The following is a 21808-nucleotide window of genomic DNA, read 5'->3' on the forward strand; positions in this document are numbered from 1 at the left end:
TGCTAGCTCTTCTCCCTCTTCAGGTACGCGACCAGGCCGTTGCCGTCGGGTCCGGGGACCACCTGTACGAGCTCCCACCCGTCCTCGCCCCACTGGTCGAGGATCTGCTTCGTTGCATGGATGATGAGCGGAATCGTAGAGTACTCCCATTTCGTCATGGGGAAAGCCTAGCGCGTGCTTGTAAACTGGAATAATGGCTGCGCGTAAATCACCCCTCTTCGACACGGCAACCACCCTCGGCAAGATCATCGCGTTCCTCGGAATCAGCGGTCTTGCGGGTGTGCTCGCCGCAGGCCTCCTCGTGCCCGTGGCCGCCGCCGCCGGCACGGGAGCTTCGGCCTCGCTGCAGTTCTTCGAGCAGCTGCCCGCCGAGATGGAACGTGAGGCGCTCGCCCAGCCGACCACCATCCAGGCGTCGGACGGATCCCTCATCGCGACCCTGTACGAGGAGAACCGCCAGCCGGTGACGCTCGACCAGGTGTCCACGACGATGCAGGACGCCCTGATCGCGATCGAGGACTACCGCTACTACGAGCACGGCGGTGTGGACCTCGAGGGCATTCTCGGTGCGATCGCCAGCAACGTCTCCAGCGGCACGAGCCGTGGCGCCTCCACCATCACGCAGCAGTTCGTGAACAACGTCCTGATCGATGCCGCCCGCCAGAACGGCGGGACCGTCACGCTGAGCGGCGGCGGCAAGTCGGTCGGCGACAAGCTGCGGGAGATGAAGCTCGCCATCGCCGTCGAGAAGGAGATGTCGAAGGACGAGATCCTCGAGGGATACCTCAACATCGTGCCCTTCAGCGGCACCACCTACGGAGTCCAGGCCGCGTCGAAGTACTTCTTCAACACCGAGGCCAAGGATCTCAACCTGCCGCAGAGCGCGCTCCTGGCCGGCCTGGTCAACGGCCCGAGCGCCTACAGCCCCGAGACCAACCCCGAGGGAGCCCTCCAGCGACGCAACCTCGTCCTCGGAGCGATGCTGACGCGCGGCAAGATCACCGAGGCGGAGCACGACGCCGCCGTCGCGACCGATCTCGGTCTCACCATCACGCCGACCCTGAGCGGCTGCGTCGGCGCCGCGCAGGCACCGTACTTCTGCGACTACGTCACGCACCTCGTCCTCAACGATCCCGCCTACGGCGAGACGCCGGAGGAACGCAAGAAGGTCCTGTACCGGTCCGGCCTGACCATCAAGACGACCCTCGACTCCCGTGTCCAGGCCGCAGCCCAGACCGCGGTCAACGAGACCGCGAACCCCGACACCACGGACGGTGCCGTCGGTCACTCCATGTCCAGCCTCGAGCCCGGGACCGGCAACATCCTCTCCATGGCCCAGAACACCCGGTACATGCCCGGCGAGGCCGCCGGCGACTCGGTGCTCAACTTCAACGTGGACCAGTACCAGGACGGCGATCCCGCCAGGAGCCTCGGCGGCGTGGGCGGATTCCAGCCCGGGTCGACGTTCAAGCCCTTCACCGTGGCCGCGTGGGTCGACTCGGGGCGTTCCCTGAACACCGCGATCGACGGCCGCAAGCGCACCTACCCCGAGGGTGACAAGTGGCCCGCGAGCTGCCTCCCCGGCGGCTCGTACACGGTACTGAGCGACGACGGGAAGGGCTACACCCCCCAGAACTACGGCGACACGAACTACGGCACCTACACCGTGCTGCGCGGGCTGGCCCAGTCCTACAACACCATCACCATGGAGACCGCGCGCCAGCTGGACATGTGCAAGATCTTCGACATCGCCCACGACATGGGCGTGCACAACGGCAAGAGCGCCGACGGTTCCGCGGAGAAGCTCGACGTCCTCGCGCCGGGCCTCATCGGCGGCGTCCAGGACGTCGCCCCGCTGTCCATGGCGACGGCCTTCGCGGGCTTCGCGGCGGAGGGCAACGTCTGCCAGCCCCGCGCCATCACCGAGGTGACCGCCGCGGACGGCACCAGCTACCCAGTGGCTCCCGTGAACTGCAGGCAGACCATCTCGAAGGAGACCGCCCGGGGCACGAACTACGCGACGCAGGAAGTCATCAAGGACGGTTCGGGTCAGCTCCTCGAGTTCGGGGACATCCCGATGGCCGGCAAGACCGGCACCAACGACCAGCGGTCGCAGACCTGGTTCATGGGCTACAACTCGGGCATGGCGACGGCGAGCTGGATCGGCAACTGGAAGGAGGGCAACACCTCCCTGAGCGGCCTGCAGATCGGTGGCCGCACCTACCCCGAGATCGATGGTTCGCTGATCGCCGGCCCCTCCTGGGCACGCTTCATGCAGCAGATCCCCGGCCTGTACGTGGGCAAGCCCTTCGCGAACCCGCCGGCAGCCATGATCAACGGCACCCAGCGCGGCACCACGCCGACCAACCCCGCGCGCCCCTCCTTCCCGGGCAACGGCACCGGCGACACTGGCACCGGCACCGCGACGGGTGGTACCACTGGAGGTAGCGCCGGCGGCAACTCCGGTACCGACGGCGACAACGGAGGCAACGGCTAGCGTGAAATCGAATTCCACATCCCGGAGCGGAGCACCGCTCGGCTGGGCGGCAGGGCTGGCCCTGACCACTGCGGCCGCGACCCTCGCCTACGCTTCGACGGTGGAGCGCACGCTGTACCAGGTGCGGGAGGAGACCCTCCCGATCCTTCCGCAGGGCACCTCCCCCCTGCGGGTGCTGCACCTCTCCGACATCCACATGGTGCCCGGGCAGAAGTCGAAGGCGGACTGGCTGCACAGCCTTGCCGGCCTGAACCCCGATCTCGTGGTCAACACGGGTGACAACCTGAGCCACAGGAAGGCCGTGGGACCGCTCCTCGAAGCGCTGGAGCCGCTCCTGAAGGTGCCCGGCGTCTTCGTGCCCGGGTCCAACGACTACTACGCCCCGATGTTCAAGAATCCGCTGCGCTACTTCGCCGGCCCGTCGATCGCTCCCAAGGAGTCGGCGCCGCAGGATCTGCCGTGGGCCGACATGTTCAGCGCCTTCGGTGCCGGCGGGTGGGTGGACCTGACGAACAGGTCGCAGTCCATCGGCTTCCGCGGCCTCCGCATCGACTTCACGGGTGTCGACGATCCGCACCTCGACCGCGACCGGTACGCGCCCTACCCCTCGGGCAGCAGCACCTCGGCGGAGGCACCCCACATCCGCGTCGCCGTCGCCCATGCGCCCTACCAGCGCGTGCTGGACTACTTCACCGACGGCGGGGCGGACCTGATCCTCGCCGGCCACACGCACGGCGGCCAGGTCTGCGTGCCGGGCTTCGGAGCCCTGGTCAGCAACTGCGACCTGCCCACCTGGCGCGCCCGGGGGCTCACGCAGTGGGAGCAGAACGGCCGCTCCGTTCCCCTCAACGTCTCGGCGGGCATCGGGACGTCGCGTTTCGCGCCGATCCGCTTCGCCTGTCGGCCGGAGGCGGTCCTCCTGACCCTTACTCCCCGGAGCCCGCGCTAGCCACTCCTTCCTGCTTCTTCGGGTTCCCGTAACGTGATCGGCGTTACAGTCCTCCTGACCTAGGATGGTTGCTGAGGGACACCAATCACCATCGATGACCGAAGAGATGGCATGAAGAACCAGAACACCCTGTGGGAATCGCTCGGCCGGCTCTATCCGCACGTCCGGCCCATCATCCCGAGGCTCGTCCTCGGGCTGCTGTGCGCCCTCGGTGCGAGCGTGATGGCCCTCGCCATCCCCCAGGTGCTCCGCGTGCTGGTCAACGACGCACTGGCCGAAGGCGGGTCCGCCCGCACGGTGTGGATCGCCTCCGGCGTCGTGCTGCTCCTCGGGGTCCTCGAGGCCACCTTCGTGGCGCTGCGGCGCCAGTTCGTCATCACCCCGGCGACGACGGTGGAGACGAACATGCGCACGTCCTTCTACCGCCACCTGCAGAATCTGACGGTCGAGTTCCACGACCGCTGGGGCAGCGGCCAGCTCCTCTCCCGCGCCATGAGCGACCTCAACCTCATGCGCCGCTGGATGGCCTTCGGCCTCATCATGCTGGTGGTCACCTCGCTGACGGTGGTGATCGGCGTCGTGATCATGTTCTTCATGAGCTGGGTGCTGGCCCTGATCTTCCTCGCGGCCGCCGTGCCGCTGATCATCTACGGCTACTACTTCCGCGCCTCCTACAGCCGTGTCTCCCGCAAGAGCCAGGACCAGGCCGGCGACCTCGCGACGACGGTCGAGGAGTCGGTGCACGGCATCCGTGTGCTCAAGGCGTTCGGGCGGAGCCGCGAGGCGCTGGAGGACTTCGAGGAGCAGGCCGAGGAGCTCCGGCAGACGGAGATCTTCAAGGCGAGGTCCCTCGCGAACTTCTCCATGATCGTGACCCTGCTGCCCGAGCTCGCCCTCGGCGCGTCCCTCGTCGTCGGCATCATGCTCGCCGCGAGCGGCGACGTCAGCATCGGCGCGCTCGTGGCGTTCTTCGCCACGGCCGCGGCCGTCGCCGGACCGGTCGAGTTCATCGGTCCGCTGCTCGCCATGACGTTCACGGCGAAGACGGCCATCGACCGCCACTACGAGGTCATGGAGTCCGAGAACACCATCACCGACCCGGCCGTCCCGGTCCACCTCGGGGAACCGCGCGGCGCCGTGGTGTTCGACGCCGTGCACTTCCGCTACCCGGACGCCCCGGAGGACGCCGGCGACGTCCTGGACGGGATCGACCTGACCCTGCGCGCCGGAGAGACCATGGCGCTCGTGGGCGTGACGGGCTGCGGCAAGAGCACCCTCCTCCAGCTCGTGCCACGCCTCTACGACGTCACCGGCGGCAGCATCAGCATCGACGGCGTGGACCTGCGCGAGCTCACCCTCGGGGAGCTGCGCACGCTCGTGGCCGTGGCGTTCGAGGACACCACGCTGTTCTCCAGCTCCGTCCGCGACAACGTGCTCATGGGCTCCGACGCCACGGGCGCGGAGGGCGACCGGGTCCTCTCCGAGGCCCTCGAGGTGGCGCAGGCGCAGTTCGCCTACGACCTGCCCGAGGGACTGGACACGCTCATCGGCGAGGAGGGTCTCAGCCTTTCCGGCGGCCAGCGCCAGCGCATCGCCCTGGCACGCGCGATCGCCGCGCGACCGACGGTCCTGGTCCTCGACGATCCGCTCTCGGCGCTCGACGTCGCCACCGAGGAACGCGTCTCGGAAGCCCTTCGTGCGATGCTCAGCACGACGACCACGCTCATCGTGGCCCACCGGCCCTCCACCGTGGCCCTGGCGGACCGCGTGGCCCTGCTGCAGGACGGGCGGATCACCGACGTCGGCACGCACTCCGAGCTGCTCGCCCGCAACGACCACTACCGGTACGTCATCGCGAGCCTCGACGACGAGGAGATCGCCCAGCTGGGACGCACCGCGCAGCCCGCGCACCAACCCGCGCACGACGACGAGGAGGCGCTGGCATGAGCCGCACCACCGCGACGCCCGACGATGCGCCCAGGCGCAAGGGCAGGGGCACAGACGACACCACGTCGGCCGGTGTCCTCAACGAGGACGACGTCCTCCTCGACCGGGCCCGGAGCAGGTCCGTCCGCGCGCGGTCCTTCACGCTCCTCGGTTCCCTCATCCGGCCCAACCGCCGGCAGTTCGTCTGGACGGTCCTGCTGGTGGTCGTCTCGCAGGCGGCCCGCGTGGCCGGCCCGGCCATCATCGCCTTCGGCATCGACCGCGCCCTGCCCGCCCTGATCGCAGGTGATCCCCTCCTGCTGTGGACCGCCGGTGGTACGTACCTCCTGGCCGCGGTCCTCGCCTCGGTCCTGACGGCGGGTTACGTCCGCGCGACGGCACAGCTCAGCCAGGCCATGCTGCTGGACCTACGGCTGCGGGTCTTCCGCCACACGCAGCGGCTGAGCCTCGAGTTCCACGAGAAGTACACCTCCGGGCGCATCATCTCGCGGCAGACCTCCGACCTCGAGGCGCTGCGGGAGCTCCTGGACTCGGGCGTCAGCTCCCTCGCCTCCGGGGCCATCTTCATGCTCTTCACGGCCGCCACCATCTTCGCCCTCGACTGGCGGACCGGCTTCCTGATCCTGGCCGCGGCCGTGCCCATGTTCTTCCTCGCCCGCTGGTACCAGAAGCACTCCCAGATCGCATACCGCGAGTCCCGGGTGGTGTCCGCCCGACTGATCGTCCACTTCATCGAGACGATGACCGGCATCCGCGCCGTGAAGGCGTTCCGCCGGGAGGCGGTCAACGCGGAGCGGTACGACGAGCTGGCCGAGGACTACCGCACGGTCACCGTCCGCTCCATCAACCTCAACGGCGTCTTCCAGCCCGGACTCGTCCTGATCGGCAATGTGACCGTGGCCGTCGTGCTGCTGTTCGGCGGGTTCAGGGTCCTCGGTGGCACGCTCGAGGTGGGCGCGCTCCTCGCACTGCTCCTCTACAGCAAGCGGTTCTTCCAGCCGGTCGACCAGATGGCCATGTTCTACAACTCGTTCCAGTCGGCCGCCGCGGCGCTCGAGAAGGTCTCGGGGCTGCTCGAGGAGGTGCCGACCGTACGGCCGCCGAAGCATCCAGTCCCGCTGCCCCACCCCCGCGGGGCCATCGACTTCGACGAGGTGAGCTTCCGTTACGGGGAGGGCCCCGTGGTGCTGCCCACCCTGGACCTCTCCATCCCCGCCGGGCAGACCGTCGCCCTCGTGGGCCAGACGGGCGCCGGGAAGTCGACGCTCGCCAAGCTCATCGCCCGCTTCTACGACGTGTCCGAGGGCCGGCTGACGCTCGACGGCGTGGACCTCAGGGATCTCGCACCGAGGGACCTGCGGCGCGCCGTCGTCATGGTCACGCAGGAGGCCTTCCTGTTCAGCGGGTCCGTGGCGGACAACATCGCCCTGGGCAGGCCCGAGGCGAGTCGTGAGGAGATCGTCGCGGCAGCGCGGGCCGTCGGGGCCGAGGAGTTCATCCTCGACCTGCCCGAGGGCTTCGACACGGACGTGAACAAGCGCGGTGGCCGCGTCTCCGCAGGGCAGCGGCAACTCATCAGCTTCGCGCGCGCGTTCCTCGCCGACCCGGCCGTGCTGATCCTGGACGAGGCGACGTCCTCGCTCGACATCCCGAGTGAGCGGCTCGTGCAGGAGGGCCTGCAGAAGCTCCTCGGCAACCGGACGGCGCTGATCATCGCGCACCGGCTGTCCACCGTGGCGATCGCCGACCGCGTGCTCGTGGTGCACGACGGCCGGGTGGTGGAGGACGGGACGCCCGCCGACCTCATCGGTGGCACGGGCAGATTCGCGACGCTGCACGCCGCGTGGAAGGACTCCCTGGTGTGAGCCGGGCCGCCGGTTTTCCTCGCCGCTGATCCTCCGCTATTCTTGGACAGTTGCGGTTCGGGAGGTTCGACCTCCCGGGTGCGGCACCGGGGTGTGGCGCAGCTTGGTAGCGCGCGTCGTTCGGGACGACGAGGCCGCAGGTTCAAATCCTGTCACCCCGACCTTGCAGGACGAGAGAGGCCCGCCGGCACCCGCCGGCGGGCCTCTCCCGTGTCCTCAGGACCAGTGCTCGCGGACGAAGGGCGGCTCGGACGATCCTGCCGTGTCCCGCCGGGCCCGTGTCAGCAGCGCGAGCGCTTCCGGGGAGTCGACCTCGACCAGCGCGCAGGCACCGATCGTCCCGCGCCACCTCCGGGCGAATGCTTCTGCGTCGGCGCGCCGGCGTCCGAGGAGGGACGGCACGGGCAGCACCACCTCCCGGGGGGTGAGCAGATGGGCCACCCACAGGCCGAGCTGCAGGAGGGGCTGCCGACGAACGGACGCCGGCTCACCGCGCCCGATCCGGAGGAGGAACCTCGGTGTGCGGACGGGCCCGAACAGCTCGGCGAGCGCCGTCGCGACCACCCGACGTTCGGTGGCCGAGCCGCCGACCACCTCCATCTCGAACCGCAGCACCAGTTCGCCGCTCTTCTCGGGCGTGACCCGGATGTCCCCGTCGCCGAAGGCCGGCACGTGGCCGGCGTCGTGGAGCGCGTCCGCGGTCGCGCGGACCACCCGACGGTACGCTTCGGCAGTGCCGAAGGCCTGCCGCGCGGCGAGGCCGGACTGCCGGCACAGCGGCCAGGCCAGCCAGCCGGCAAGGCCGAGCGTGAGCGCCGTGCCGGCGAGGCCTGCCGCCACGTGGGACTGCCAGAGCTCGAGGAGCAGCCCTCCGAACCGGTACAGGACCACGACCAGCGTGGCCAGGATCCCGGCGAGGATCAGCTGGAGCGTCCATCCGGTCCGGAAGGCCCTCGGACGGGCCCGGGGCAGGACGGCTGACGCTCCCTCACGGTCGGCGTAGGGCTCCCCGATCCGCCAGGCCCGGTAGCTGTCCGCACGCGACGGCAGGGCTTCCGCGGTGCTCCCGTTGATGCCGTCCACGCTCTGCCGGCGGTCCTTGCCCTGGAGGGCGCGCAGCCGGGCCGCCTGCTCGTCGCTGAGCGCGATCGACGGCCCGCGCACCACCTGGGTGGAGTCCTCACGCCGCAGACCCCACACGCGATCGTGCTTGCGGGTCATCCGGCGGACGTCGGGCGCGGACACCAGGCCGATCCTCGCGGGGATCACGGCCGTGACCACCCAGTTGTGGGCCACCTTCTCCGGCCAGGCCGGGTCCAGGCGGAGGGTGCGCCCGCGGAGCTGCTGCGTGGAGGACGACGTCGCGACGGCGGTCAGGTCGATGAGCGTGTTGACCGCCGGGCAGTCCCACCCCTCCCCGAGCAGCCCGCGGGTGCCGACCACCACCCGTACCTGCCCCCGGGTGAGCAGGGCGGACACCGCACCGACGACGGCGGCGGAGCCCCGGCCCGCCGCGTCGAGTTCGAGGACCCCCGGCGACCCGTCGACCGGGGTGGCGGTGACGGCGGCGTCGAGGGCTTCCGACAGCGCCGGCACGAGGATGCCGGCGTCGTGCGCGGCGATCCGGAGATGCTGTGCGGTGACGAGGACGGGGCGCAGGCCGGCGAGGGTCGTGTCGGCCACGACGGAGTCGAACACGCGGAGCGCTCCTGCCGCCGGCCCGGCGGCACCGCGCTTGTTCCCGTGCACGGCGAAGTCGGTCACCACGACGGCGCGCACGAGCCCGCCGGTGGGCTGCTGGAGCTCGAGGCGCAGGATGTCGCCCACCGCGGCGTCCTTCGCCGCGGACGACGCGAGGAGGGTGTCGACGGGGTCCCGTCCCCGCCGCACGCCGCGGTCCGTCAGCGTGTAGCCGAAATCGGCGACCGTCCGCCTGATCCGGTCCCACTGGTCGGTCCGCGCGGTGTCGGGCAGCACCCGGTCGAGCGCGTAGCGGGCGAGCAGGCGCACGCTCTGCTCGGTCTCCGGGGGTGCGTGGAGGTCGTCGGGCAGCAACGCTTCGAGGGGATGCTCCGGTGCGAGGGAGAGCAGCATCCGGGCCGCCGATTCCGCGAGCGCGAAGTCGTCGGCGAAGGCGCGGGCGAGGCGCTGCTCGGCACGCCCGTCGCCGCCATCGGCCGTCCCGATCGACGGCTGGAGCAGCGCCACGAGGTAGGCGACGCCGTCGTGCCCGGCCAGCAGGTCGCGGACGAGGTCGGCGAGGCGTCGCTCGTGCTCGCGCAGGAACGTCAGCTCGTCCTCGAGCGGCTCCACGAGCCAGACATGGTCACGGTAGGGGGCGAGGTTGCCCTCCTTGACGACGGCCGGGGTCGGCACCTCGTAGTCCACCTCGCCGAGCAGCGCCTCGTAGGTGTCGTAGGCCCTCCCGTCCTCGGGGGACGGCAGCGTGGCCGTCAGGCCGATCAGCAGGGGCGTGCGCCCGGCAGCACGGATGCGGGAGGCCAGGTAGGCGGCGACCAGCGCCCAGTGGTCCAGGAGGTGGTGGCACTCGTCGAGGATGATCGTCTCGACGCCGTGCGCGACGAGCCGGTCCACGAGCTCGAGGGCGTTGGGATGCAGCGCCGTCGCCAGCACGTCCGCGTCCTCCTGTGCCAGGTGCCGCCGGAGCCTGCGGGAGCGGCGCTGGATCCCGTCACGGAACGCGCGCGGGTTGGCCGTGCGCAGGTCCTCGATCCAGCGCCCGGCGGCTGCCTCGCTGCGCCCTCCGGTGACGAGCTCCCGGGCCCACTCGGCCATGGCCAGATCGGTGAGCGGGTTCCCTCCCTCGACCACGCTGAGCATCTGGTAGGTCAGGGCGGTCAGGTCGCCGAGCCGGTGCGGGTCCTCGGACACTGCTCCTGCCGCGCCCTCGAGGCCCTCGGCGGTGCGGGCCCACTGGGAGCGGATCGTGGCCGTCGGCGCGAGCGCGACGGCGCGGGCACCGTGGCGCGCGGCCAGCAGCAGGCCGAGCAGCGTCTTGCCCGAGCCGGGCGGGGCGACGATGTGCAGGGGTTCACCGGCGACGACGGGCACGCGCTCGAGGACGTCGGCCTGGTAGGTCCGCAACCGTCCGGCGAACCGCCAGGACGCGAGAGGGGTGGTGCGGACCGCGGACCCGGGACGATCGGCGTCGGCGAACCGCCGGGCGAGGCGGCGGGCGAGGCCGGCGAAGTCGTCCTGCGCGGGCTCCGCCGCACCGGGATCGAAGAGGGTGGCCCACGCCCGCCAGGCGTCGGCGAGTGCCCGGGGGTCGTCGAGCAGCAGGGTGCCGGACCGGGTGATGACGAACTCCTCGAACCGCTGCACCGCGCTCCTCCCCCAGCCGTCGCACGCCCCATGCGCACAGACGTGCCCGCCGTCGGATGAGGCGTGGCAGCCCTATGCTAGTCGGCCCGCCGGCATCCGCCGGGGGCCTTCCGCATGTCGCTCCGGGGCGGCTCGGGACGGCGTAGCCGGTGTCCCCCTTCGCGAGGATGCGCCGGGCACCGGCAAAGGGAGCGGGCGTCAGGCGAAGGTGCTGCCCGTGAGGCGCTCGTACGCCTCGATGTAGCGGGCACGCGTCCGCTCGACGACGTCGTCGGGCAGTGCCGGCGGCTCGGAGTGCCGGTCCCAGCCGGACGCGTCAGAGGTCAGCCAGTCGCGCACGAACTGCTTGTCGAACGAGGGCTGCGCCTGCCCCGGCGCGTACAGCGCGGCGTCCCAGAACCGCGAGGAGTCGGGCGTGAGGACCTCGTCGCCGAGCGTGATGCGGCCCGTCGCGGGATCGAGCCCGAACTCCACCTTGGTGTCCGCGAGGATGATGCCGCGCTCCCTGGCGATGGCCTCGGCCCGCGTGTAGATGTCGAGGGTGAGGGCGCGCAGCTGGGCCGCGGCGTCGTCGCCCACGGCCATCACGACGGCGTCGTAGGAGATGTTCTCGTCGTGCTCGCCCACCTCGGCCTTGGCCGACGGCGTGAAGAGCGCGGGAGCCAGGCGGGAGCCGTCCACGAGCCCCTCGGGCAGCGGCAGCGAACAGACCGTCCGCGAGGACCTGTACTCCAGCAGCCCGCTGCCCGTGAGGTAGCCGCGGACGATGCACTCGATCGGGTACATGATGAGCTTCCGGCAGATCATCGCCCGGCCCTCGACCGCTGCCGGCACCCCGCCGGCCACATCGGCGGCGACCACGTGGTTCGGGATGCCGGAGAGCCGCTCGAACCACCAGAGGCTGAGCTGCGTCAGGACGCGCCCCTTGTCGGGGATCTCCATGGTGAGCACGTGGTCGTAGGCGCTGATGCGATCGCTCGCGACCACCAGGACGACGTCGTCGGGTCCGTCCTCGGGCTCGTACAGGTCGCGGACCTTGCCCGAGTAGACGTGCCGCCAGCCCGGCAGCTCAGGGTATGGAGGGGCGAAGCCGCTCACGCCGGCGCTCCCGCGGGACCGCTGACGGCGACCCCGGCCCGCGCCGCCTCGAGCGCGATGTCCGTGCGGGACTGCCCGCCCTCGAGTTCGATCCGCGAGAGTCCCTCGTACGCCGTGGCCCGCGCGTCCTCGAGCGAGTCGCCGAGCCCGACGACGGCGAGCACCCGCCCCCCGGCGCTGACCACCCTGCCGGCGTCGAGCCTCGTGCCCGCGTGCAGCACGTGCGCTCCGTCCACGCGCGCGGCCTTCTTCAGGCCCCGGACACGCCGGCCGGTCGCGGGGGTATCGGGATAGTTCTCGGACGCCAGGACGACGGCGACGGCGGCCTGCGGCGACCACATGAGCGGGTCGATCTGGTCGAGCGTGCCCTTGGCGGCTGCGAGCAGCACCCCGCCGAGCGGCGTCGTGAGGCGGGCGAGGACGGCCTGTGTCTCGGGATCGCCGAAGCGCGCGTTGAACTCGATGACGCGCAGACCCCGCGAGGTGAGGGCGAGGCCTACGTAGAGGACCCCGGCGAAGGGCGTCCCACGGTGCGCCATCTCGTCGATGACGGGCTGCGCCACGCGGGTGAGCACCTCTTCGACGAGCGTCGCCGGGACCCACTCGAGCGGCGAGTAGGCACCCATGCCGCCGGTGTTCGGCCCCTGGTCGCCGTCGTGGATGCGCTTGAAGTCCTGAGCGGGGGCGAGCGGCACCACGGTGCGCCCGTCGGAGAGCACGAACAGTGAGACCTCGGGGCCGTCGAGGTATTCCTCGATGACCACGGTGCCGCCGGCACGGAAGCACGCCGAGGCATGGGCGCGGGCCGCGTCGAGGTCGTCGGTGACCACGACGCCCTTGCCCGCGGCGAGGCCGTCGTCCTTCACCACGTAGGGGGCGCCGAAGGTGCACAGCGCCTCGTTCGCCTCCTCGTCGGTCGCGGCGACCCGGGCCATCGCGGTGGGCACCCCGGCGGCGGCCATGACCTGCTTCGCGAAGGCCTTGGACGCCTCGAGCTGCGCGGCGGCCCTCGTGGGACCGAAGACGGGGATGCCGGCAGCGATCAGGGCGTCGGCGACGCCGGCGGCAAGCGGTGCCTCCGGGCCGATGACCACGAGGTCGGCGCCGATCGTGCGCGCGAGGTCGGTGACGGCCGCCGGATCGTTCGCATCGATGTCGTGGGTGGGGACGTCCTCGGCGATCCCCGCATTACCGGGAGCCGCGTGCACCTCCCGGACGAACGGGTCGGCCAGCAGGGCGCGGACGAGGGCGTGTTCGCGGCCGCCGGGGCCCAGTACGAGAACCTTCACAGTAGGACAGCGTACTGGAGGGCACACCGCAGCACGCCCGGGGATCCACTGTTACGGCGACCCCTGTACCCATACCCCCTCCACCGCTCTCCGAATACTTTCCATGAGCAACCTCACCGAGCGCCGCCGCGGCACGTCCCCCCTCGCCGCCCTGGCCGGGATCCTCGCCGCGGGCGTGGTGCTCGGGATCGCCGAGCTCACGGGTGCCTTCTTCCGCGCCAGCGCCACCCCGGTCATCGCGATGGGCTCCACCTTCATCGACTTCACCCCGCCGTGGATGAAGGACTTCGCGATCGACACGTTCGGCACCAACGACAAGCTGGCCCTGCTGGTCGGCATGGGCATCACCATCACTCTCCTGGCGGCCGTGCTCGGCATCGTGGCGTTCCGGTCATGGGCCCTCGGCGTGGCGGGCGTGGTCCTCATGGGCGCCATCATCCTGGCCTGCGTCCTGACCCGTGCCGGAGCCTCCCTGCCCGACGCCGTCCCGACCGTGGTCGGCACCGCCGCGGGCCTGCTCGCCCTCCGGTGGCTCATTGCCCGTCTGCACCACGCCGCCGTCGCACCCTCCGCCGCACCCTCCGCAGTTCGCGATGCGTCCCGGCGTGACCGGCCCGGGGACCTCTCCGACGAGCACGCCTCGATCACCGGGTCCCGCTCGGACGACATCGACCCCTCCCGGGCAGGATCGGCGGCGACGGCCGTCGTGACCGCTGCCGCCCCTCCCGCGACCGTGCGTGCCACCTCGCGCCGCGGGTTCTTCGCCGCGGCCGGCGTCACCGCCGTCGTCGCGGCAGCGGCCGCGGGTGGCGGACGCCTCCTCGCGGCGACCCGCACCAACATCGCCGCCGTGCGGGAGGGCCTGCAGTTCCCCGCCCCGGCCAGCCCGGCAGCCGCCCTCCCCGCGGGAGTGCAGTCCCCCGTCGAGGGCGTGACGCCGTTCATCACCCCGAACGGCGACTTCTACCGCATCGACACCGCACTGAGCGTCCCGCAGCTCACCACCGAGGACTGGGTACTGCGCGTGCACGGCATGGTCGAGGAGGAGTTCGAACTCTCGTTCCAGGACCTCCTCGACGCCGAGCTGATCGAACGCCACCTCACCCTCACCTGCGTGTCCAATCCGGTGGGCGGATTCCTCGCCGGCAACGCGAAGTGGCTCGGCTACCCGCTCCGCGAGGTCCTGGCGCGGGCGAGGCCCCTCGACGGGGCCGACATGGTCCTGTCCACGAGCTCCGACGGCTTCAGCGCCTCCACGCCCCTGCCCGTCCTGCAGGACGACCGCGACGCCATCCTCGCCATCGCCATGAACGGCGAACCGCTGCCGGTGGAACACGGGTTCCCCGTCCGCATGGTGGTGCCCGGCCTGTACGGCTACGTGTCCGCCACCAAGTGGGTGGTGGACCTCGAAGTGACCCGCTTCGCGGACAGGACGGCGTACTGGACGGACCGTGGCTGGTCCGAGAAGGGGCCCATCAAGACGATGGCCCGCGTCGAGGTCCCGAAGCCCTTCGCCTCGCTCGGCAGCGGCTCCGTGATGATCGGCGGTGTCGCCTGGTCGCAGCAGCGCGGCATCACGCAGGTCGAGGTCTCGGTGGACGGCGGCGACTGGGAGGGCGTGACCCTCGCGGCCGAGGCGTCCGTGGATACCTGGCGCCAGTGGTCGCACGAGCTCACCCTCGAGTCCGGTCTGCACACCGTCCGGGCCCGGGCCACGGACCGCGTCGACGGGCTCCAGACCGAGGAGCGCGCGGACACGGTCCCGGACGGTGCGTCGGGCTGGCAGACGGTGCAGTTCACGGTCGAGTAGGCCTCCACGGGCCCGGCGCGACACCCCGATGCCTGCGCCCACCGGATGTCCGTTCCCTCCGGTGGGCGCAGCCGGGAGGTGGAAGAGCTTCCTCGCGCCCGGCGCCCGCCGCTCCTACGGACCGGACTCGACGGCGAGGACCTCGTCGCGGTCACCGGAGGCATTGTGGTGATGGAGGAAGAGTGCCCGGCTGGTGGTGTCCCCGGCCGTCCGATGGACGCGCAGTGACGATCCATCGGTGACGATGAAGCTGGTGTCGGAGGCGTTGCCCTCGAACCACAGTGCCGGCTGCGTGATGCTGAACGGGATCCAGTCCGTCACGTCCACCGGGACCGCCGCACCCGACTCGTCGACGCTGAACGCGCTCGACGTGCTCACGCGGTAGGAGATGGTGCCGCCCGCCGGCGCCGCGGGATCGAGGCCCAGCGCCGCCACCGGGAGCGGCAGGGTCACCACGTTCGTGTCGAGCAGGTTCGTGTCGACATTGCCGGCCACGTTGTTAGCCGCACTGCCACCGACGGCGACGGCGCCGACCGATCCGTCGTCGCCCACCGGGTACACGTTGAACAGGACCAGGTCGACGTCCGCCGCGCGGCCGGTCCGCGCGAGGAACTCCGGCTCGCCGTTGTTGTCCGTGTCGATCTCGACGATGATCTGGGGCGCGCTCGAGAGGGTGTTCCAGTTGGCCCAGGTGCTGATCCCGAAGGACACGGTGCCGTCGAGGGGAGTGCCGCCGGCCGCCACCACGCCGGGGACGGTCGACGACGCACCCACGGACTTCAGGTCGAGGGAGTACAGCGACTCGAGCGGCAGCGACTCCTGGCGGGCGCTCTCGGCGCCCAGGACGAACGGGGAGGCGACCGATGCGTACAGCGAGTCGACGCCGCCCTGCAGCAGGCCGCGGCCCGTGAACACGAGGTCGGTCTCGAGGTCGGCCGGGGTGTCGAAGGCGAGAACCGTGCCGGCGCTGAGGTCGGCTGTCGGCTTCGGCGCTGCATGGACAGGGACCCGGAGCGTCGACGCGGTGTCGCTGGTGAACTGCACGCGTCCCGAGGCGTCCGCGATGTACTGGCGCGGGAGGCCGAGCTGCACCCGCTCGGCGGCGGGATCGAGGGTCTTGGCCAGCTGCGTCGGATCGGCGATGGTCAGGACGACGTCGAACGTCGCCGAGCCGTCGGCCGGGACATCCGCCGTGGCGGTGCCGCTACCGGTGGCGGTGACCGAGATGTCGACGCCCGGCATGGTGGTGGCCGCGAGGTACTGGGCGGTGTAGCGCACCGGGGCGTCGGAACGGTTCTCGACGGTGATCTGCCGGGTCAGCGCGAGAGGGTCGGCGCCGACCTCGAGGACGCCGAAGACCACCGTGGTCAGCGCGGGGTCCTCGGAGGCGTAGGCGAGCGACGTCGCGTTCAGGGCGTCGAGTGCGTCCACGCGCCCGGACCCGGTGCGGTTCGGGGCGTGGACGACGCCGCCGGCGGTGAGGAGGTCGTGCGTCGCCGTGTTCATGATGACGCTCTTGACCTGCGAGGGGTCGTAGCCCGTGGCGGCCAGGACGAGCGCGGCGATGCCGGCGACGTTCGGTGCGGCCATGGAGGTGCCCGTCTTCACGGACGGCAGGTTCCCCGTGCCCACCTGCACCGAGCCGATGGACGTGCCGGGTGCTGCGACGTCGGGCTTGACCACGCCGTTGGAGCCGTGGACCCCGCGTGACGAACTGGCGCTCAGGGTGTCGAGCGCGTCCGATGCCCCGATCGAGGTGCCCTGGAGTCCGGCCGCGAGACGGATCCGGAGCGTGCCCGCGGTGGCGGCGGGGCGGAGCCTGTCGGAGGACGCCGCATTGAGCTGCACGCCCGGGATCCCCGCGTTGCCGGCGATACCGGCGACGAAGACCGATCGGGGCGAGTCGAGGACGACGCCTGCGGCACCGGCGGCCTGTGCGTTGTCGAACCGGACGCGCGAGCCGCAGGGCATCGCCCCGTTCTCCTCCCACTGCAGCCAGACCCACTTGCCCGAGAGGGATCCCGGGTCGAAGGGTGTGCAGCCGAAGTTGTTGGCAGCGGGCGCTGCGACGACGTCGCCCGTCAGCTGCTCCTCGGTGGCCGTCGCGTAGCCGGCGAAGTCGGCGCTGTACTGGCCGGCTGCACGGCCGGCGACGTCGGTCGGGGCGAGGACGTCCACCCCGTCCAGGGTGACCTGGGACCCGATCGAGTTGGCGACGGTCAGGGCCGATCCCGCGCTGCCGGGCGTCCCGCCGTTGTCGAAGACGTCCCCGCCGTTGCCGGACGAGACGACGGACAGGATGCCCTGATCGGTCAGGCTGTTCACGATGTCGATCTCGGGGTCGTCGTACGCGGGGAAACTCGATCCGAGGGACATGTTGACGATGCTCGCGCGGTCCGAGAAGTCGCCGTCCTGGTTCGGGTCGAGGACGTAGTCCAGGGCGAGGCCGACGAGTTCGCTCGATCCTTCGCACCCGAAGACGCGGAGACTGACGAGCCCTGCCTCCGGCGCGGTGCCCGGACCGATGCGCATGGCGTTGACCTGCTCGGCGGTGAGGCTCGAGTAGTCGCCGCGGAACGTGGTGCCGTCGGCGTTGACGCCGTAGCCGGCTGCGGTGCCGGAGACGTGGGAGCCGTGACTCTCGCAGTCGAGGGGGTTGGTATCGGGAACCGGCACGGGGCTATAGGTCGGCGACGACGGATCCGCGTTGTAGGCGTCTCCCACGAGGTCGTAGCCGCCGATGAACTTCGCGCGATCGTAGAGCCCTGAGGAGTCGTCCGGAAGGGTGGTCGAGGCCTTCGCGGCGTCGAAGGCCTCGATCGTACCGGGGCCGCCGAAGCCGGCGTGCGTGTAGTCCAGTCCGGTGTCGAGGACGGCGATGGTGACGCCCTTGCCGGTCTGGTCCCGCTGGACCCAGGACGCAAGGGCTTCGGTGTCGATGGCTCCGCCCTTGTTGTCCAGCGTCTTGGGGACGATCCCGGTGATCTTCCGGACGTCGGGCCGGGCGGCCAGTCCGCGGATCTGCGCCGCGTCACCGACGATGGCGACGCCGGGGATGGTGTCCGTGGTGGTGTAGAGGCGGGTTGCGCCGGCCGCGGCCGTGACCTGCGCCGCCCGCGCCTCGATGCCGGCCCGGATGCCCTGCACCTCGGCGACCTTCGGCACGGGCGCGGTGAGACCGGCACGCACGTCCGCCGGCTGGGTCTGCTCGAACGCTCCTGCGCCCTCGAACTGGACGAAGACCGAGACCGGCCCGCTCCGGGTCAGCAGGTCCTGCGAGATCTCGAGGTCCGGCCGGGCGAGCGGGCCGAGGCCCTGCGCGGTCGGCGCCTCCTGCGGCACGCCCTCCACGGCCGGGGCGGCGGTCACCGTGCCTGCTGCCAGAACGATGCCGGTGAGCGTTGCGAGCGCTGCCGTTCCGGCCCGGCGGTTCCACTTGCTCATGCTTCTCTCCTCCGTGGGGATCGATCGTGCTGACCGGGCGGAGACCGGGACCCGGGGAAGCCCGCCGGTACCGCCGAGAGACCTATGGGTGATGTATCGAAGAAGGCGCTACCAGCCGCGACCAGACGTGTCCCGTGAGGGGCGAAGCGAAGTGTTCCTACTGTCGCGGCTGGGGGCGGGAGAGTCAACGGGTAGGGAATACTGGAGACATGCCCTCCACCTTCACTACGGCCGACGCCGTGGACTTCGCCGTCCTCGAACGCAACGGTTTCATCGAGTCCCGCCACGTGGGCGCCGCCGTCGTCCTGGCCGCCGACGGCACCGTCGTGACCGAACTCGGGGACATCACGAGCCCGGTCTTCCCGCGCTCCACCCTCAAGCCCTTCCAGGCGCTCGCGAGCATGAAGGCCGGCGTACCGCTGCGCGGCCCCCAGGTGGCGCTCGCCGCGGCGAGCCACGTGGCCAGCGATCGTCACATGGACGTGGTGCGCACCATGCTCGACGCCGCCGGCGTCACCGAGGACGACCTCCAGTGCCCCGCGGACTGGCCCCAGGACGAGGAGGCCCGCAACGGCCTCGTCCGCGACGGCAAGGGCAAGCAGCGCATCGCGTTCAACTGCTCGGGCAAGCACGCCGCCTTCCTCTGGGCGTGCACGGAGAACGGCTGGGACACCGCGACCTACCTCGAGCCCACGCACCCGCTGCAGCGGTCCGTGGCCTCGGTCATCGAGGAGTACACGGAGGAGACCGTGGCGGCCTGGGCCGTGGACGGCTGCGGCGCACCCGTGGCCGCCGTCTCGCTGACGGGCCTCGCGCGCGGTATCGGCAGGATCGCCAAGGCCCCCTCCGACAAGCACGCGGATGCGCGGGCCGCGACGATCGCGACCGCGATGCTCGACTACCCCTGGGCCGTGCACGGCGAAGGCAGGGAGAACTCGGTGGTCATGGAGGATCTCGGGGTCATCGCCAAGAGCGGGGCGGAGGGCGTCCTCGTCCTGGCCGCGCCCACCGGAGCGTCGCTGGCCCTCAAGGTCCTGGACGGCAACTCCCGGGCCGCGACCCTCGTGGGACTGACGCTCCTCGCCGCCTCCGGCGCGATCGACGCCGGGAAGGTGGGCGAGGTGCTCGCCAAGGTGGTCCCGCCGGTCCTCGGCGGGGGCCGCCCGGTCGGCAGCCTGCGGCTCGCCGCCCCCGTCATGGCGCTGCTCGACTAGGCCGGCAGGACCGTGGCACGGCGACGCATCACCGCTGAGGACGGCCACCGGGCCCTCGCGCAGGTGGCCGACGGTTCGGCGGCCCGGGCGGAGCTGGCCACCGCGGTGCGCTTCGCCCTCGAGGAGCTCGCCGAACTGGCGCCCGGCAACAGCGTGGAGGTCCGGGTACCGCCCTTCGGCGTGACCCAGTGCGTCGAGGGCCCCCGCCACACGCGGGGCACTCCCCCGAACGTCGTCGAGACGGACGCGGCCACCTGGCTCGCCCTGGTCACCGGCGGGACGGACTGGCCGGCGGCGGTCGCTGCCGGCAAGGTGGCGGCATCCGGACAGCGCGCCGACCTCAGCGCATGGCTCCCCCTCTTCGGGCGCCGCGCGTGAGCACCGACCGCTCGGTGGACCCGCGCCGACCGGCAGACCCGGGAGAACCGGCAGCGCCGAGGCGCGGCTCCGGCGCGACGGGCGCGGAGGGCCGCCTGCGGAAGCTCCGCGTGCGGACCTCGGCGGCGGTGCGCCGCCAGCCTCCCGCAGCGTGGCTGACCGGTCTCGCCGCGGCCGCCCTCTACACCGTCTTCTCCGTCACCCAGTGGAACCAGCTCGGCTCACCGTCCTGGGACCTCGGGATCTTCACGCAGCTCGCGAAGGCCTACGCCGGGTTCGGCGCCCCGATCGTGCCGATCAAGGGCGAGGGCTTCAATCTCCTCGGCGACCACTTCCATCCGTTGCTCGTCCTGCTGGCGCCCGCCTACGCGCTCGCGCCGTCGGGCCTGACCCTCCTGATCGTCCAGAACCTCCTCTTCGGACTGTCCGTGGCCGTGGTCGCGCGCGCGGGCATGCGGCTCATCGGGCCAAGGTCCGGCCTGGCCGTAGGGATCGCCTACGCCCTGTCCTGGGGCCTCCAGTCCGCGGTCGCCGCACAGTTCCACGAGATCGCCTTCGCCGTCCCGCTCCTCGCCCTGAGCCTGGAGGCCGTCCTGATGCGGCGCGTGCTGCCCGCCGTCGTATGGGGCGGGCTGCTCGTCTTCGTCAAGGAGGACCTCGGACTGACCGTGATGGCACTGGGACTGGTGCTCGCCTGGCGGCTGCGGACGGTGGCCGGACTGTGGCTGACCGCCTGGGGTGCCCTGTGGCTGATCGTCTCCGTCCGCCTGGTCCTGCCCGCCCTCAACGCCGCCGGACAGTACGACTACTCGGACCGCATCGACGTGGGTGCGATGCTCGGCGATCCCGCGGGCGCCGTCGTCGGCCTCGTCTCCGGTGCCGCCAAGTACGAGACGCTGCTGCTGCTCCTGCTCGCCGGCGGGCTCCTGTTCCTCCGCTCCCCGCTCGGTCTCGTGCTCGTGCCGACGCTGCTGTGGCGGTTCGCGTCGAACGAGGAATGGTACTGGGGCCCCGAGTGGCACTACAGCGCGGTGCTCATGCCCGTGCTCTTCCTGGCCCTGGTGGACGGCGTCCGTCTCCTCCGGGCGAGTCCGCGCGCATGGATCCGGACCACGGCGCTCGTCGGCGTCCCCGCCGCCGTCGTCGCCTGCCTCCTGCTCCTGCCGGCCCAGAAACTCGCGGTCCTCGCCGACCCGGCGACCTACCGGCCGTCCGGGCGCTGGGACGCCGCCCACCGCATGATGGAGCTCATCCCCGCCGGGTCCACGGTGGAGAGCGGGGTGGTGCTCATGGCGTACCTCGCCCCCGAGACGCGCGTGTACTGGCTGGGCAACACCAATCCGGCACCGGACTACCTGATCGTCGACGCGGACGACTGGAGCTGGGGCGCCGTCCGGCCTGGCGACGCCGAGGCGCACGCCGAGGCGCACTATCCAGGGTCCGACTACACACTCGTGTTCAGCGAGGCCGGCTACCAGCTCGTCCGGCTCGAACGCTGACGCCCGCTAGCCTTGAAGCATGACCTCCGAGCAGCCCAGTAGCGCCCCCGAGCCGCCGAACAGCACGCCCGAGCAGCCCGACACGCGCGGCGCCGTCCCGGCGGACGGTCAGCCCGCTCCCGCTGACCGGGCCGTACCCGCCGAGGGACAGACCCAGGCACAGCCTCCCGCAGAGCCCGCCTACCGGGAGGTGACCATCCGGAGGGCACCGAAGTTCGTCCCGTTCATGCTGCTCGGCGCGTTCCTCGGGTTCCTCGCGGCGCTCGTCGTGGCCTACACCGGCCCGGAGGATCCCACCCTCACACGCGAGTCGATCCTCGGCTTCTTCACCGTGGCCTTCGCCCTGCCCGGGCTCCTGCTGGCGGCCCTGCTGGTGCTCGTCGTCGACCGCCGGAGCGTCAGGCGCGCCGAGCGCGCCCGTGCGGAGCGCACGTACGACGACGACGCCGCCGCCTGACAGGGGACCACCGGGG

Annotated in this window: 14 protein-coding genes and 1 tRNA gene; 10 read left to right on the forward strand and 5 right to left on the reverse strand. The window is 71.5% G+C overall.

The genetic code is table 11. The features are described from left to right. Positions 1-2: 2 nt before the first annotated feature. Positions 3-158 carry a Sp36 family protein gene (gene sp36 / locus AC4D2C_RS09945; protein ID WP_108724255.1) on the reverse strand — a complete coding sequence of 52 codons (156 nt, stop codon included), beginning with the start codon at positions 156-158 and terminating at the stop codon, positions 3-5. A 35-nt stretch (positions 159-193) separates the two neighbouring features. On the opposite strand from sp36, the gene AC4D2C_RS09950 reads away from it, so the two are divergent. From AC4D2C_RS09950 to AC4D2C_RS09970, 5 genes are all read left to right on the forward strand, one after another. Beyond that, a complete protein-coding gene (locus AC4D2C_RS09950; RefSeq protein ID WP_490914499.1) occupies positions 194-2497 on the forward strand; it encodes a transglycosylase domain-containing protein in 2304 nt (767 codons plus the stop codon). Between the two features lies 1 nt (position 2498). After that, positions 2499-3446: a metallophosphoesterase gene (locus AC4D2C_RS09955; protein ID WP_490914500.1), complete on the forward strand. Its 948-nt coding sequence runs from the start codon at positions 2499-2501 to the stop codon at positions 3444-3446. A gap of 111 nt (positions 3447-3557) precedes the next feature. Continuing rightward, positions 3558-5393 carry an ABC transporter ATP-binding protein gene (locus AC4D2C_RS09960; RefSeq protein ID WP_490914502.1) on the forward strand — a complete coding sequence of 612 codons (1836 nt, stop codon included), beginning with the start codon at positions 3558-3560 and terminating at the stop codon, positions 5391-5393. Beyond that, on the forward strand, positions 5390-7258 hold the full coding sequence (locus AC4D2C_RS09965; protein WP_490914504.1) for an ABC transporter ATP-binding protein: 1869 nt from the start codon (positions 5390-5392) through the stop codon (positions 7256-7258). The genes AC4D2C_RS09960 and AC4D2C_RS09965 overlap by 4 nt, the downstream gene beginning before the upstream one ends. A gap of 87 nt (positions 7259-7345) precedes the next feature. Next, positions 7346-7419, forward strand: a tRNA-Pro gene (locus AC4D2C_RS09970). 55 nt (positions 7420-7474) lie between these two features. On the opposite strand, the gene AC4D2C_RS09975 is transcribed toward AC4D2C_RS09970, so the two are convergent. From AC4D2C_RS09975 to purD, 3 genes are all read right to left on the reverse strand, one after another. Continuing rightward, on the reverse strand, positions 7475-10603 hold the full coding sequence (locus AC4D2C_RS09975; protein ID WP_490914506.1) for a hypothetical protein: 3129 nt from the start codon (positions 10601-10603) through the stop codon (positions 7475-7477). Positions 10604-10801: 198 nt separating this feature from the next. Further along, a complete protein-coding gene (locus AC4D2C_RS09980; RefSeq protein ID WP_490914508.1) occupies positions 10802-11701 on the reverse strand; it encodes a phosphoribosylaminoimidazolesuccinocarboxamide synthase in 900 nt (299 codons plus the stop codon). Beyond that, complete coding sequence (purD, locus tag AC4D2C_RS09985) at positions 11698-12990, reverse strand: phosphoribosylamine--glycine ligase (protein WP_490914510.1); 1293 nt, start codon at positions 12988-12990, stop codon at positions 11698-11700. Before purD ends, AC4D2C_RS09980 begins: the two co-directional genes overlap by 4 nt. A 103-nt stretch (positions 12991-13093) precedes the next feature. Here purD and AC4D2C_RS09990 point away from each other — a divergent pair, with 103 nt between their 5' ends. Beyond that, entirely contained in the window at positions 13094-14800 is a 1707-nt protein-coding gene (locus AC4D2C_RS09990) for a molybdopterin-dependent oxidoreductase (RefSeq protein ID WP_490914512.1), read from the forward strand. Positions 14801-14914: 114 nt separating this feature from the next. Here the strand turns inward: AC4D2C_RS09990 and AC4D2C_RS09995 are convergent, their stop codons facing one another. After that, the gene (locus AC4D2C_RS09995; protein ID WP_490914513.1) at positions 14915-18244 is read right to left on the reverse strand and encodes a S8 family serine peptidase; all 3330 of its coding nucleotides are present in this window, start codon (positions 18242-18244) and stop codon (positions 14915-14917) included. Positions 18245-18453: 209 nt separating this feature from the next. Here AC4D2C_RS09995 and AC4D2C_RS10000 point away from each other — a divergent pair, with 209 nt between their 5' ends. Genes AC4D2C_RS10000 through AC4D2C_RS10015 form a run of 4 tightly spaced genes read left to right on the forward strand, consistent with a single transcriptional unit; the run spans position 18454 to position 21792 of the window. Then, positions 18454-19458 (forward strand): asparaginase, encoded by a 1005-nt coding sequence (locus AC4D2C_RS10000; protein WP_490906783.1) that lies wholly within the window; start codon positions 18454-18456, stop codon positions 19456-19458. 12 nt (positions 19459-19470) lie between these two features. Continuing rightward, the gene (locus tag AC4D2C_RS10005) at positions 19471-19836 is read left to right on the forward strand and encodes a sterol carrier family protein (RefSeq protein ID WP_490906781.1); all 366 of its coding nucleotides are present in this window, start codon (positions 19471-19473) and stop codon (positions 19834-19836) included. Next, a complete protein-coding gene (locus AC4D2C_RS10010) occupies positions 19833-21335 on the forward strand; it encodes a DUF2079 domain-containing protein (protein ID WP_490914515.1) in 1503 nt (500 codons plus the stop codon). The genes AC4D2C_RS10005 and AC4D2C_RS10010 overlap by 4 nt, the downstream gene beginning before the upstream one ends. A gap of 19 nt (positions 21336-21354) precedes the next feature. Continuing rightward, positions 21355-21792: a hypothetical protein gene (locus tag AC4D2C_RS10015; RefSeq protein WP_490914517.1), complete on the forward strand. Its 438-nt coding sequence runs from the start codon at positions 21355-21357 to the stop codon at positions 21790-21792. Positions 21793-21808: the final 16 nt, after the last annotated feature.

The organism is Arthrobacter sp. TJ-240 (assembly GCF_058269195.1).

Excerpts from the sequence above, each read along its gene's own strand:
- AC4D2C_RS09950 (WP_490914499.1), top strand. The coding sequence starts at position 194 with ATGGCTGCGCGTAAATCACCCCTCTTCGACACGGCAACCACCCTCGGC.
- AC4D2C_RS09995 (WP_490914513.1), bottom strand. The coding sequence starts at position 18,244 with ATGAGCAAGTGGAACCGCCGGGCCGGAACGGCAGCGCTCGCAACGCTC.
- AC4D2C_RS10015 (WP_490914517.1), top strand. The coding sequence starts at position 21,355 with ATGACCTCCGAGCAGCCCAGTAGCGCCCCCGAGCCGCCGAACAGCACG.
- AC4D2C_RS09960 (WP_490914502.1), top strand. The coding sequence starts at position 3,558 with ATGAAGAACCAGAACACCCTGTGGGAATCGCTCGGCCGGCTCTATCCG.
- AC4D2C_RS09965 (WP_490914504.1), top strand. The coding sequence starts at position 5,390 with ATGAGCCGCACCACCGCGACGCCCGACGATGCGCCCAGGCGCAAGGGC.
- AC4D2C_RS10000 (WP_490906783.1), top strand. The coding sequence starts at position 18,454 with ATGCCCTCCACCTTCACTACGGCCGACGCCGTGGACTTCGCCGTCCTC.
- AC4D2C_RS09990 (WP_490914512.1), top strand. The coding sequence starts at position 13,094 with ATGAGCAACCTCACCGAGCGCCGCCGCGGCACGTCCCCCCTCGCCGCC.
- sp36 (WP_108724255.1), bottom strand. The coding sequence starts at position 158 with ATGACGAAATGGGAGTACTCTACGATTCCGCTCATCATCCATGCAACG.